The organism is Pseudomonas sp. PHC1 (assembly GCF_046487845.1).
Lineage (GTDB): Bacteria > Pseudomonadota > Gammaproteobacteria > Pseudomonadales > Pseudomonadaceae > Aquipseudomonas > Aquipseudomonas sputi.
Genome location: NZ_JBJXHJ010000023.1, coordinates 80,379 through 92,943, shown reverse-complemented (window position 1 = coordinate 92,943; position 12,565 = coordinate 80,379). Strand labels below are relative to the sequence as shown.

Genomic DNA, 12,565 nt, shown 5'->3' with positions numbered 1-12,565 from the left:
CCCCACCCGATTCCCCACTTTCCGGGCCCCTCGGGTTTGCCCCGAAAGTGGGGAAAACCCGAGGGGCCTACAACGGCGCGTCCACCGCCAGCCCCTGCAGGCGCCGGTACTGACGCAAAACGCTCGGCACGTAACGCTGGGTTTCGGCGAACGGCGGGATCACCCGGCCCCGGCTGAGCACCGCGTCCGGCCCGGCGTTGTAGGCCGCCACGGCCAGGGCGATGTCGTTGTCGAACAGGTTCATCAGGCGCTTGAGGTATTTGGCCCCGCCCTGAATGTTGGCCTTGGGGTCGTAGACGTCGGTCACGCCCATGTCCCGCGCGGTGCCGGGCATCAGTTGCATCAGTCCGCCGGCGCCCTTGGGCGAGGTGGCGCCGGGGTTGTAGTTGGATTCGGACTTGATCACCGCATGCAGCAAGGCTTCGGGCAGTTGATTGGCGGTAGCGGCAGCTGACACCAGCTCGGCATAGGGCTGGTTGGCGATCAATTGCGGTTGCCGGTCAAGGCTGACCAGTGGCGCATCGGACTCGCGAATCACCCGCTCGTAAGTGCGTCCGGGACGGTGGACGTTGGACAGCACATAGCTGCCCTTGGCGTCGACGGATACGAAGACATCGGCTTGTGCGACGCCACTCAGCATCAAGCAGCCGAGCAGTCCTGCAGTGAATGAATGGATCATTGGGCCTCCCCTGACAGGCCCCGAAAAATTGGGGGAAATGCCCCACTGACCCGTCGTCATCCAGCCGTACGCAAGCACTGTGCCGACTCTGGAAAAGCCCGTAATACAAGGGTTCCAGCCCGACAGCCGAATTTATCGGGGGCTGAGCATGGCAATTGCATAAGCCCTTTCGGCGACACGACTGCCATTCACGGGAGGTCATCATGAAGCTGCATGTTCGTCCGCGTGCCCAGCGCGGTTTCACCCTGCTCGAATTGCTCGTGGTGCTGGTGGTGCTCGGCCTGTTGGCCGGGATCGTCGCGCCCAAATATTTCGCCCAGCTGGGGCGCTCCGAAGTGAAGGTCGCCAAGGCGCAGATCGAAGGCCTGAGCAAGGCGCTGGATCTGTACCGGCTGGAGGTCGGCCACTACCCGTCCACCGAACAGGGCTTGCAGGCGCTGGTGACCGCACCGAGCGACGAAGCCAAATGGACCGGCCCGTACTTGCAGAAAAAACTGCCGCAGGATCCGTGGGGGCGTAACTACACCTACCGCTATCCCGGCGAAAACAGCGAGTACGACCTGCTCTCGATGGGCAAGGACGGCCAGCCCGGTGGTGAAGGCGAAAACGCCGAAGTCACCAACTGGCAATAAGCGGAGCTCACGGCATGCGATTTCAACTCAAAGCAGTGGGCAAGGCCGGGGTGGTGTCGCTGAGCGTCGAGGCGCCCGGCCAGAGTGAAGCGCGGCGCATCGCCGAGGATCAGGGCTTGCGCGTGGTCAGCCTGCACGTTGAGCGCCACTGGCGTTCGTTGCGCCTGAGCAAGCGTGAAACCTTCAATCTGGTGCTGTTCAGCCAGGAGCTGACCACCCTGCTCAACGCCGGCCTGCCGCTGATCGATGCGCTGGAAAGCCTGGCCGAAAAAGAAACCGCCCCCGCCGCCCGCAAAACCCTGAGCGAGCTGGTGCGGCTGCTGTACGAAGGCAAGTCCTTCTCCCAGGCGTTGGGCCAGTTGTCGGCGGTTTTCCCGCCGTTGTACGTGGCGCTGGTACAGTCCAGCGAGAAGACCGGCGCGGTCGGCGATGCGCTGGGCCGTTACGTGAGCTATCGCCAGCGCATGGACGAGGTGCGGCAGAAGATCGTCAGCGCTTCGATCTACCCGCTGTTGTTGCTGGTGGTCGGCGGTGGCGTGGTGCTGTTTCTGATGGGCTACGTGGTGCCGCGCTTCAGCCTGGTGTTCGAAGGGCTGGGCTCGAACCTGCCGTGGCTGTCGCAGATCCTGATGAGCAGCGGCATGTTTCTGCACGCGCATCAGGGCGAGTTTTTCGGCCTGTTGGCGACGATTGTCATCGCCCTCGCCGTGCTGCAGAAACAACCGGCGTTTCGCCGTGGGCTGGATCGGCTGGTGGAGAAACTGCCTGCCGTGCACCAGCGGATTTTCATGTATGAGCTGGCGCGGTTTTACCGGTCACTGGGGATTCTGCTGCAAGGCGGGATTCCACTGGTGACGGCCATGGGTATGGTGCGCGGCCTGCTCACCGTGGCCTCGCGAGCGCGGCTGGACCAGGCCTGCGAGCGGGTGCGCGAGGGGCAGTCGCTGTCCACTGCCCTTGAGCTCAACCATCTGGTGACGCCCGTGTCCCTGCGCCTGCTGCGCGCCGGTGAACAGTCCGGCAACCTGGGGCAAATGATGGAACGCAGCGCCGATTTCTACGACGAGGAAATCAGCCGCTGGATCGAGTGGTTCGTGCGGTTGTTCGAACCGCTGCTCATGACCTTCATCGGCCTGTTGATCGGGGTGATCGTGATCCTGATGTACATCCCGATCTTCGAACTGGCTTCCAGTATCCACTGACCTCGGGAACGGGTCGGATCCCACGCAACAACGCAATTCCACGTTCCCAACCCAGACAACAAAGACGGAGAACGATATGCACATTCAAAAGCTCGTGCTCGCCATGGCCATCGGCGCAGTCCTGTCCGCGTCTACCGTATTGATTCCGGACAGCCTGTCCGGGGTGTCGAGTGTTCAGGCCAAGGAAGGTGGAAGTGGGGGTGGCGGAGGCAGCGGCGGAGGTGGAGGCGGAGGTGGACACGGCGGTGGCGGTGGCGGTAACGGCGGGGGTGGCAGCGGAGGCGGTGGCGGCGGCAATGGAGGCGGTGGCGGCGGTGGCAATGGGGGTGGTCACGGCGGCAGCGGCAGTGGTGGCAATGGAGGTGGTCACGGCGGCAGTGGCAGTGGTGGCAACAGTGGCCACAGCGGCAGTGACCACGGATCAGGCCATTCCGGCAACACGGCGTCATCGGGCCGTAGCGGCACGCATTCAGAGCCCGGCGACGATCATGGTGTGCATCGGTCCGGAGAGGTCGGCGATGACCACGGTGTGCATCGGTCCGGAGAGGTCGGCGATGACCACGGTGTGCATCGCGCCGGTGAAATGGGTGATGACCACGGTGTACACCGCGCTGGCGAAATCGGTGATAACCGTGGCGTACACGTTGGCGGCGAGCCTGGCGATGACAAGCGCGCCAACTAAATCACTTTGAAACGCCCTACCCCTGTGGGAGCGGGCTTGCCCGCTCCCACAGGGTTTTGTAGCGCCTACAAAACGCCTTTTGTCTGATCCAGCCGCTCCCGCAAAAACTCGATCAACGCCTGCACCGGTCGCGACGCCTGACGATGCTGCGGATACACCGCCGACAGTGTCAGCGGCTCCGGTCGGAACTCATCCAGCACCGGCACCAGCCGCCCGTCTTTCAGCGCCGCACCGACAATGAACGTCGGCAGATAGGTAATCCCCATCCCCGCCACCGCCGCATCCCGCAGCAACTCACCGTTGTTAACGCGCATCCGCCCGGTGACATTGACCAGCAGCGGCTTGCCCTGCCCCGCATTGAACCGCCACTGCACCGAACGCCCGTGGCCGTAAGGCAGGCAGTCGTGGCCGAGCAGGTCTTCCGGTTTGACCGGCGTACCGCGTTCGGCCAGGTACGCAGGACTGGCGCAGTACACCCGCTCGATTGACGCGATGCGTCGGGCGATCAGGGTCGAGTCTTCCAGCACGCCGATGCGCAGCGCCAGGTCGTAACCTTCGCCCAGCAGATCCACCGACCGGTCGCTCAGGTCCACCTCCACCGTGACCTCGCGATAGCGCTGCAGAAACGGCGGCAGCAAGCAGCCCAGATGGGCCAGCGCAAACGACAGCGGCGCACTCACGCGAATCGCCCCGCGCGGCTCGGCAGTCTGCCCGGCGATGCCCTGCTCCACCGATTCGACTTCACCGAGCAGGCGCAGCGCCGATTCGTAATAGCTCTGGCCCAGTGGTGTCACGTCCAGGCGCCGGGTCGATCGATTGAGCAATCGCACGCCGAGGCGCTCCTCCAGCTGCATCAGGCGACGGCTGACGAACTGCTTGGACAGGCCCAACTGATCGGCCGCCGCCGTGAAGCTGCCGGAGTCCATCACCTGGCAAAAAATACGCATGTCTTCGAACGGGTTCATTGTCACTCTCTGGTTGACAGTTAAACGCTTTATAGCCGCTTTTTCACTTTCCGGCACCTGATTAATCTGTGCTCACGGTGTTGCTGAGGCCTGAAGCCCAGCGCCACAGCAGCCCGATCCCAAGGCATTCAAAAACTCAAACGACTTAAAAAGGATTTGCCCATGAACATCAAGAAAACCCTCGCCGCGTCCCTCCTCGCCCTGTCCATCGGCAATGCATTCGCCGCCGAAGGCACTGGCGTTGAACACACCACCCAGGCCTTCCTCGACGCTCTCGCCGCCGGCGGTGGCAAGCCGCTGGAGCAACTGAGCCCGAAAGACGCCCGTGCGGTGCTGACCGGCGCCCAGGCTTCGGTGAAGGTTGACCTGTCCGGTGTCGAAGTCAGCGACAAGGCGATCAAGGTCGATGGCCAGACGATCAACCTGAAAGTGGTGCGCCCGGCCAAGGTCAAAGGCGAGTTGCCGGTGTTCATGTTCTTCCACGGTGGCGGCTGGGTACTGGGGGACTTCCCGACGCACCAGCGCTTGATTCGTGATCTGGTGGTGGGCTCTGGCGCGGTCGCGGTGTACGTCGATTACACGCCGTCGCCGGAAGCGCAGTACCCGACCGCGATCAACCAGGCTTACGCCGCGACGAAATGGGTAGCGGAACACGGCAAGCAAATTGGCGTCGACGGCAAGCGTCTGGCGGTGGCCGGCAACAGCGTCGGCGGCAACATGGCGGCGGTCGTGGCGTTGATGGCCAAGGAACAGAAAACCCCGGCCCTGCGCTTCCAGTTGCTGATGTGGCCGGTGACCAACGCCGGCTTCGATAACGGCTCGTACCAGCAATTCGCCGAGGGCCACTTCCTGACCAAGGGCATGATGCAGTGGTTCTGGGACAACTACACCACCAACCCGGCCGAGCGTGCGCAGATCCATGCCTCGCCGCTCAACGCCAGCGCCGAACAGCTCAAGGGCCTGCCCGCCGCACTGGTGCAGACCGCCGAGTTCGACGTGCTGCGTGACGAAGGCGAAGGCTACGCCCGCCACCTCGACGCGGCCGGTGTAGCGGTGACCTCGGTGCGTTACAACGGGATGATTCATGACTTCGGCCTGCTCAACCCGCTCAACGGGATTGCTGAAGTCAAAGCCGCCGTGCGCCAGGCCGCAGCGGAACTCAAGACCCATCTGAACTGAGTGCAACCCCTCGCCACACCTTCGGGTGTGGCGTTTTCTTTTGTGCCCGCCGGAGTTCATCCCATGAGCTTTTTTTCCGCCCACCTGCTGTCCTGGAGCGCCCTGCTGCTGGCGCTGGACGCCCTGCTCTGGCATCTCGCGCCGTTCAAACACCGCGCCCTGAGGGTCGGAGTGCGGCTGGTGCTGTTTCTGGCATTCAGCGCGCTGGCCATCAACGCCGGCGTCAGCCCGTTGCAAGCGCCGCTGTTTGCCGATGACCCGGTGGCGCAGCTCGGGGCGACGGCGCTGGGGATTCTCTGGTGGCTGTACGCCGCGCGGGTGCTGACCGAAGTCATCGGCCTGATCCTGATGCGCCGCATCGGCCACAGCGGCCGCCTGTTGCAGGACGTCATCGGTGCGCTGGTGTTTCTGGCGGCCATCGTCGCGGCAGCCGGTTATGTGCTGGATCTGCCGGTCAAAGGCCTGCTCGCGACCTCCGGGGTGGTGGCGATCGTCATTGGTCTGGCGCTGCAAAGCACCTTGGCCGACGTGTTTTCCGGCATCGTGCTCAACACCACCAAGCCGTATCAGGTGGATGATCTGGTGGTCATCGACGGCGTCGAAGGCAAGGTGCTCGACATCAACTGGCGCGCCACGCACCTGCTGTCCAGCAGCGGCACTCTGGCCGTGGTGCCGAACTCGGTGGCGGCCAAGGCCAAGATCGTCAACCTCAGCCGGCCGAACAACCTGCACGGCGTGTCGATCAGCATCAAGGTGCCGAACCACATCCGCCCACGCCGGGTGCTCAACGCCCTCGACCGCACGCTGCAAGGCAGCAGCAGCCTGTTGCTGACGCCTGCGCCGAAAGCGGTGCTGAAAGAGGCCGGCGAAAAAATGTCCGAATACGTGGCCAGCGGTTTCATCGCCGAGCTGGGCAAGAAAAGCGAGGTGCGCAATCAACTGTTTGACCTCGCCCATCGTCATCTCGAAGCGGCCGGTATTTCGCGGCACCCGGACGGTGTGATTGAACCGTCGACCCGCGCCCGCGCCTTGCTCGATGAGGTGAAGATCTTCCGCTCGCTGAGCCATGAAGAACGCGATCGCCTCGCCGAATCGATGGTCGCGCAGCAGTACAGCGCCGGGCAGGTGGTGCTCAATCTGGAGGAAGTCCCGGACAGCCTGTTCGTGATCGCCACCGGCGTGGTCAGCGCCAGCGTGCCGGACGGCAATGGTTTCACCGAGGCCGGGCGCATGGGGCCGAGCGAGGTCATGGGGGAACAGAGCATCCTCGCGGACACGCCTTCGCAAGCGACGTTTACCGCGCTGACGTCTTCGATCATTTATCGCCTCGACAAGAACCTGACTCGCCAGTGCATGGAACAGCGCAGTGAAGTGGGTCGGGCGTTGAACAAGTTGCAGGCAGTGCGGCAGCAGAACAGTCGGTTGGCGTTGATGACCAAACCGGCACCGGTGAAAAAAGGTGGATTTCTGGGCTGGTTGCAAAAGCGCTGAGCCCTTTTCTGAAGGCAAAAAGAGGCCCGCCATTTTGGCGGGCCTCTTCGTTACAAGCTTACTTGGCAGTGAACTTGGTGTAGCTGTTGATCAGGTTACGGTAGTTAGGCAGACGCTGCGACAGCAGATTCGCCAGGCCTTCCATGTCGTTGCGCCAGTCACCCTGCAGCTCGCAGGCCACAGCGAACCAGTTCAGCAGGTGTGCACCAGCCGCCGACATGCGCGCCCACGCCGCCTGTTGCACGGTGGTGTTGAAGGTGCCGGAAGCGTCGGTGACCACGAACACTTCGAAGCCTTCGGCGATGGCCGACAGGGTCGGGAACGCCACGCACACGTCCGTCACCACACCGGCGATGATCAGTTGCTTGCGGCCGGTGGCCTTGATGGCCTTGACGAAGTCTTCGTTGTCCCAGGCGTTGATCTGGCCAGGGCGGGCAATGAACGGCGCGTCCGGGAATTGCTCTTTCAGCTCAGGCACGATCGGGCCGTTCGGGCCGGAATCGAAGCTGGTGGTGAGGATGGTCGGCAGGTTGAAGAACTTGGCGATGTCGCCCAGTGCCAGCACGTTGTTCTTGAACTCGTTCGGCGAGAAATCCTGTACCAGCGAGATCAGACCGGTCTGGTGGTCGACCAACAGCACAACGGCATCGTCTTTGTTCAAGCGTTTGTAAGGAACGTTGCTCATGTGAAACTCCTCGATGGATGGATGTTGCGGGGAGCGCCGCTCACGCAGAGCGGCGCTTTTTCAAAAGGATCAGAACGCGAAGCAGGAGCAACCGAACGCGCCCCAGAAACCGGCAAAATCGCTGACCGGCGCATTCGACATCCGCGCTTTTTCATGGCTGTGGGTATGCACCGCGCACGGGCCGCTGCACTGGTGCACCTGGGCCTGCAAGGGCGAATTCGGGCGCCAGTGGCCCGGAACCTTGACCACCGGCGACCAGTCCGGCAGCACCGGCAGCGAACGTGGGCCGAGGTCTTCGAAGTCGCCAGCGGCGTAAACGATCTTGCCGCCAACCACGGTCATGACCGACTCGATCCACTTGATCGCTTCTTCTTCGACGCTGAAGAAGTCCGCGCTCAGCGCTGCCAGGTCCGCCAGTTGCCCGACCTTGATCTGGCCTTTCTTGCCCTGCTCGGACGAGAACCAGGCGCTGCCATGGGTGAACAGCTCCAGCGCGGTGCTGCGCGGCAGTCCTTCTTCGTACAGCGCCAGACCGCCCACGGTGCGGCCGCTGACCATCCAGTACAGCGAAGTCCACGGGTTATAGCTGGAAACACGGGTGGCATCGGTGCCGGCGCCGACCGGTACGCCTTCGGCGAGCATGCGCTTGATCGGTGGCGTGGCTTCGGCGGCTTGTTTGCCGTAACGGTCAACGAAGTATTCGCCCTGGAACGCCATGCGATCCTGAATCGCGATGCCACCGCCCAGCGCCCTCACCCGCTCGATGTTCTGCGGGGTGATGGTTTCGGCGTGGTCGAAGAACCACGGCAGACCATTGAACGGAATGTCGCGGTTGACCTTCTCGAACACGTCGAGCATGCGGCTGATCGATTCGTCGTAGGTGGCGTGCAGACGGAACGGCCAGCGCTGCTCGACCAGGTGGCGCACCACCGGCTCCAGCTCCTGTTCCATGGTCTGCGGCAGGTCCGGGCGCGGTTCGAGGAAGTCTTCGAAGTCCGCTGCCGAGAACACCAGCATTTCCCCGGCGCCGTTGTGGCGCAGGAAGTCATCGCCCTGATGCAACTTGACGCTGCCGGTCCAGTTCTGGAAATCGGTCAGTTCTTCTTTCGGTTTCTGGGTGAACAGGTTGTAGGCGATGCGCACGGTCAACTGGTCGTCTTTGGCCAGTTGTTCGATCACTTGATAGTCGTCCGGGTAGTTCTGGAAACCGCCGCCGGCATCGATGGCGCTGGTCAGGCCGAGGCGATTGAGTTCGCGCATGAACTGGCGGGTCGAGTTGACCTGATATTCCAGCGGCAGTTTCGGCCCCTTGGCCAGCGTCGAGTACAGAATCATCGCGTTCGGCCGCGCCACCAGCATGCCGGTCGGGTTGCCGTTGGCATCGCGCACGATCTCACCGCCCGGCGGGTTCGGCGTGTCGCGGGTGTAGCCGGCCACACGCAATGCCGCGCGGTTGAGCAGCGCGCGGTCATACAGGTGCAGGATGAACACCGGGGTGTCCGGCGCGGCCTGGTTGATTTCTTCGAGGGTCGGCATGCGTTTTTCGGCGAACTGGAATTCGTTCCAGCCACCGACCACGCGCACCCATTGCGGGGTCGGCGTGCGGTCGGCCTGATCCTTGAGCATGCGCAGCGCATCGGCCAGCGACGGCACACCTTCCCAGCGCAGTTCGAGGTTGTAGTTCAAGCCGCCCCGGATCAGGTGCAAGTGCGAGTCGTTGAGGCCGGGAATCACACAGCGGCCCTTGAGGTCGACCACTTGAGTGCCGGCGCCCTTGAGGGCCATTGCTTGGGCATCGTTACCGACGGCGACGAAGCGCCCGTCCTTGATTGCCACGGCGCTGGCGAGGGGTTTTTCGCGGTCTACCGTATGAAATTGGCCATTGAACAGAATCAGATCGGCGTTCATCGCAGTTCCTTCGAGATAAGTGAAACGAAGCCCGGACCCAGCGCTTCAGCGCGGTGGGTTGGCGTTGGATTCGAGGTGTTTGTGTGACTGACCGGCTTCCAGCCACGGCGCAAACAGACGGGTCACGGGCGGCATGAACACGTAGACCACCGATAGCACGATGGTCAGGGTGATCAGGAACGTGGCGACCACGTAGTTGGACAGGAACGCATTGAGTTGCAGCAGCGGCCCCCAGATCAGCGGTACCAGCAAGGTGTGCGGCAGGATCACCAGCAGCGTCACCACGGCCTGCTTCCAGCGCGGTGGCGGTGAGCCGGCCTCGGCCAGCGGCGTGAACCAGAATTCGTTGGCCGCATTGACCTCGGTCTGGTCGCCGTCGGCGAGCATCGGCGCGGCTTCGTCGATCAGCGCCTGACGCTGCGGCGAATCGAGCCAGCGCTGCATCGCGTCGGTCGAGCAATAACGCAGCACGCAGGTGAACAGCGCGAGCCCGCCCTGCTGGCTGCGCATCACATCCACACCCAAGTGCCCTTCTTCGCGCCCCGCCACGCTGACGATATTGCGCAGCCAGGCTTCGTAAGGCGCTTCAAAACCGGCCTTGACCCGGTGCTTGATGATCAGCGTCACGGTTTCTTCGGGTCCCGGTTTATTCAGGGTCTGGGCATCAGGCATAACGGAGCACTCCGGGCAAACGAACATTGAGCGCCAGCCGTCCGGGCCCGGCGATCAGAACAGTGGTAAACAGGATCAACAGCAACCAGCCGAACTGTCCCTCGGCCACACTCCATTGCGGATGCACGAGCAGCAGCGCCACCAGCAGCACAAAAAGAATAGGCAAGCACGCCAGACGCGCCAGCACCCCGGCGACGATCAGTAGTGGGCAGAGGACTTCGGCGAAGATCGCCAGCATCAAAGTGAGGTGGGCACCGAGGTGGAACGGGTCTTCGATTTGTTGCAGCTGCGCGGTGAAGTCCAGCAGCTTGGGCAAGCCGTGGACGAACAGCAGAAACAGTCCGCCGGCGACCCGCAGGAACAGCAGGCCGAGGTTTTGCGCCTGGTCATTGCGTTGTGCAGCGTTCATGAGTCCACCCTTGATCAATCATTGCAGGGAATAGTGCAATGATTGATCGAGGGGAAATTGGATGAGTGTGCTCTTTTCAAGCGAGACCGCTAGGAAGGAACCGAGGTGATGGCTCTCATGCGTTTGGAACTGCCCCAAAACCAATAAGCCCCTCCCAGCGCCGTGCCACTCCACTGCCGGAATGCCATGCCCAGCGACTGTATCTGAGTCCATCGCTCACACAGTGGATCGGGATAGATCCGATTATCGAAGACATCACGAGGCCAATTGGTCAAATAACTAATCTGCAGATACTCGACGTGGGAATCGACATTGCCACCTACCCTGATCACCCAGTCCCTCGCCTCATCGGGTGTCAACAACCCTTCGTTCGTAATCGTTTCATAAACGTTGGATACCCGAACGGTATAGGAAAGACTGCTGCCGGCAGCATCTGTCACGGTGATGGTTGTCGTACCGTTCCTGCTGGCAATCACTTTCCCGTTGACATCAACTGTGGCGATATTCTGATTCGCCGATCGGTAAACGTAGGGCGGCACGCCACCGATGGCAGCACGGGTCGCACTACTCTCGTTCTGGGGGATGTAGTGCCAGCCCTTGTTATTGAAGAACGAATATTTATCAAGGCTCAGGGGGGACAGATCGATCGTCAGCGGATTGCTGTTGCCCACGGTCAGCACCCAGTTGGAGGTTGACGGCAAACTGGCATTTGGGCGCAGCCCCATGATGTGCACCCCGGCAGCCGGGTCGTGCACCCGTTGAAGGAATCGGCCACTGGGATTGAAGACGCTGCCGGGCGAACTCACGATGGTAGTGGAGCCATTGAAAGTGTCAGTGATCTCCAAAGGTTCTCCGGCTTGCCCCATCGCGCCCAATTCAAAGCCTGCGGCGGGAGCGTTACCTGGATTCGGGATATCGGTGCCGCCCAAAGTCGTGCAATAGATAAAAGAAGGCGCCTGAGTCTGAGTGGCAAGTACGCCACCGGACATTGAACCGGGATCCGCCAGTGGGAGCACTGGTATGGAGGCATTTGACAGGCCTGCAGTGACGCTGGGCGCTGGAACAACGACCTCGGCGGCGTCCATGGTGTCCGACAATGCGTTCGCGCCGTTGATGACGGCGGGCAGCAGGTAGAAACCCATGCCATAGTCCTGGCTTGCGTTCAGGTCAGCCATGAAAAAATTGCCGGTGGGGTTATTGTAAACCTCACCTGGCGTAGCGCCGGTCCAGATGTTTGGGGTTGTGGCAGGCAAATTGAACCATGGCTGTTTGTAGCAACGTTGTATGACTGCACGCAACGTGGGCGTCAGGCCGCTGTTTCCTACCTGGGTCTGGTGAGCCTGGTATTTGGCGTAGGTAAATGGGTATCCGGTGTGATAGAGCCACAAGCCCCAGACATTGCTGATCAGGACAATGTATTGGACTTGCGCGCCCTGAGCGTCGGTGACCGTGATGGTGGCTGAACCATTGCTCATCCCCGTCACCTTACCGTATGCATCCACCTCGGCAATATTGCTGTTGGACCGATAGGTATAGGGAGGCTGACCACCGGATGCCACTCGTACTTCGGTATTTCCAATGGCGTCGACGCCATTGAGCCCCTCAAGGACGTAACTCCTGACCATGAGACCCTCCAGGCGCATGGCCTTCTGATCGATGGTCAGCGGTGCAGTGGCACCCACGTTCAATTGCCACTCGGAGGTCGTTGCCGAAGCCTGGGTTTCGCGCAGCTCGAAGCGATGCGGCCCCGGGTCCAGATCCGTGATCAGTTGAATGAACGCGCCACTGACGTTGTACGTTCCACTCGCAACCGGTGGAAGCGCGCCGTTATGAATGATCACGAACGTGGCGCCGGGCGTGCCACTGCCGCCGAACAGGATATCGCTGGAGTTCGTCGTGCCGGGATTGGAGATGGGAGTACCACCGGGACTGGTCGTACAGAAGGTGAATTGCATCGCAGATGCTCCTTTCGGATTCAGTTAACAGCGACAGTGCCTGCACCATCGAACGTCAATCGAGAGAATGTCGCTACTGTCAACTTTGACAGTAGCGGCGAGTGAT

12 protein-coding genes are annotated in these 12,565 nt (G+C 62.0%); 5 read left to right on the top strand and 7 right to left on the bottom strand.

Translation table 11 applies throughout. From position 1 onward, the window contains the following. Window positions 1-67: 67 nt before the first annotated feature. Window positions 68-679, bottom strand: a complete 612-nt coding sequence (locus tag ACKJSM_RS23895) for a lytic transglycosylase domain-containing protein (RefSeq protein WP_236182360.1) — start codon at window positions 677-679, stop codon at window positions 68-70. 203 nt (window positions 680-882) lie between these two features. On the opposite strand from ACKJSM_RS23895, the gene gspG reads away from it, so the two are divergent. From gspG to ACKJSM_RS23880, 3 genes are all read left to right on the top strand, one after another. Further along, window positions 883-1,311 carry a type II secretion system major pseudopilin GspG gene (gspG, locus tag ACKJSM_RS23890; protein ID WP_236182361.1) on the top strand — a complete coding sequence of 143 codons (429 nt, stop codon included), beginning with the start codon at window positions 883-885 and terminating at the stop codon, window positions 1,309-1,311. A 14-nt stretch (window positions 1,312-1,325) separates the two neighbouring features. Beyond that, window positions 1,326-2,513 (top strand): type II secretion system F family protein, encoded by a 1,188-nt coding sequence (locus ACKJSM_RS23885; protein WP_236182362.1) that lies wholly within the window; start codon window positions 1,326-1,328, stop codon window positions 2,511-2,513. A 76-nt stretch (window positions 2,514-2,589) separates the two neighbouring features. Further along, on the top strand, window positions 2,590-3,195 hold the full coding sequence (locus tag ACKJSM_RS23880; RefSeq protein ID WP_410239044.1) for a hypothetical protein: 606 nt from the start codon (window positions 2,590-2,592) through the stop codon (window positions 3,193-3,195). A 65-nt stretch (window positions 3,196-3,260) separates the two neighbouring features. Here the strand turns inward: ACKJSM_RS23880 and ACKJSM_RS23875 are convergent, their stop codons facing one another. After that, window positions 3,261-4,160, bottom strand: coding sequence for a LysR family transcriptional regulator (locus tag ACKJSM_RS23875; RefSeq protein ID WP_410239043.1), 900 nt, complete (start codon window positions 4,158-4,160; stop codon window positions 3,261-3,263). Between the two features lie 162 nt (window positions 4,161-4,322). Between ACKJSM_RS23875 and ACKJSM_RS23870 the strand changes: the two genes are divergently transcribed. Then, window positions 4,323-5,339 (top strand): alpha/beta hydrolase, encoded by a 1,017-nt coding sequence (locus ACKJSM_RS23870; RefSeq protein ID WP_410239042.1) that lies wholly within the window; start codon window positions 4,323-4,325, stop codon window positions 5,337-5,339. Between the two features lie 63 nt (window positions 5,340-5,402). Further along, window positions 5,403-6,830, top strand: a complete 1,428-nt coding sequence (locus ACKJSM_RS23865; protein WP_410239041.1) for a mechanosensitive ion channel domain-containing protein — start codon at window positions 5,403-5,405, stop codon at window positions 6,828-6,830. 58 nt (window positions 6,831-6,888) lie between these two features. Here ACKJSM_RS23865 and ycaC read toward each other — a convergent pair whose 3' ends face one another. The 5 genes from ycaC to ACKJSM_RS23840 form a co-directional block, all read right to left on the bottom strand. After that, complete coding sequence (ycaC, locus tag ACKJSM_RS23860) at window positions 6,889-7,515, bottom strand: isochorismate family cysteine hydrolase YcaC (protein WP_011333417.1); 627 nt, start codon at window positions 7,513-7,515, stop codon at window positions 6,889-6,891. A 69-nt stretch (window positions 7,516-7,584) separates the two neighbouring features. Then, window positions 7,585-9,423: an amidohydrolase gene (locus ACKJSM_RS23855; protein ID WP_410239040.1), complete on the bottom strand. Its 1,839-nt coding sequence runs from the start codon at window positions 9,421-9,423 to the stop codon at window positions 7,585-7,587. Window positions 9,424-9,468: 45 nt separating this feature from the next. Next, window positions 9,469-10,095, bottom strand: coding sequence for an antibiotic biosynthesis monooxygenase (locus tag ACKJSM_RS23850; RefSeq protein WP_236182980.1), 627 nt, complete (start codon window positions 10,093-10,095; stop codon window positions 9,469-9,471). Beyond that, window positions 10,088-10,504, bottom strand: coding sequence for a DoxX family protein (locus ACKJSM_RS23845; RefSeq protein WP_236182981.1), 417 nt, complete (start codon window positions 10,502-10,504; stop codon window positions 10,088-10,090). Before ACKJSM_RS23845 ends, ACKJSM_RS23850 begins: the two co-directional genes overlap by 8 nt. A gap of 89 nt (window positions 10,505-10,593) precedes the next feature. Further along, window positions 10,594-12,459, bottom strand: a complete 1,866-nt coding sequence (locus tag ACKJSM_RS23840) for an Ig-like domain-containing protein (protein ID WP_410239039.1) — start codon at window positions 12,457-12,459, stop codon at window positions 10,594-10,596. Window positions 12,460-12,565: the final 106 nt, after the last annotated feature.

Coding starts and splice junctions, on each gene's coding strand:
- ACKJSM_RS23880 (WP_410239044.1), top strand. CDS start 2,590: ATGCACATTCAAAAGCTCGTGCTCGCCATGGCCATCGGCGCAGTCCTG.
- ACKJSM_RS23870 (WP_410239042.1), top strand. CDS start 4,323: ATGAACATCAAGAAAACCCTCGCCGCGTCCCTCCTCGCCCTGTCCATC.
- ACKJSM_RS23865 (WP_410239041.1), top strand. CDS start 5,403: ATGAGCTTTTTTTCCGCCCACCTGCTGTCCTGGAGCGCCCTGCTGCTG.
- ACKJSM_RS23885 (WP_236182362.1), top strand. CDS start 1,326: ATGCGATTTCAACTCAAAGCAGTGGGCAAGGCCGGGGTGGTGTCGCTG.
- gspG (WP_236182361.1), top strand. CDS start 883: ATGAAGCTGCATGTTCGTCCGCGTGCCCAGCGCGGTTTCACCCTGCTC.
- ACKJSM_RS23850 (WP_236182980.1), bottom strand. CDS start 10,095: ATGCCTGATGCCCAGACCCTGAATAAACCGGGACCCGAAGAAACCGTG.
- ACKJSM_RS23845 (WP_236182981.1), bottom strand. CDS start 10,504: ATGAACGCTGCACAACGCAATGACCAGGCGCAAAACCTCGGCCTGCTG.
- ACKJSM_RS23895 (WP_236182360.1), bottom strand. CDS start 679: ATGATCCATTCATTCACTGCAGGACTGCTCGGCTGCTTGATGCTGAGT.
- ACKJSM_RS23840 (WP_410239039.1), bottom strand. CDS start 12,459: ATGCAATTCACCTTCTGTACGACCAGTCCCGGTGGTACTCCCATCTCC.
- ycaC (WP_011333417.1), bottom strand. CDS start 7,515: ATGAGCAACGTTCCTTACAAACGCTTGAACAAAGACGATGCCGTTGTG.
- ACKJSM_RS23855 (WP_410239040.1), bottom strand. CDS start 9,423: ATGAACGCCGATCTGATTCTGTTCAATGGCCAATTTCATACGGTAGAC.
- ACKJSM_RS23875 (WP_410239043.1), bottom strand. CDS start 4,160: ATGAACCCGTTCGAAGACATGCGTATTTTTTGCCAGGTGATGGACTCC.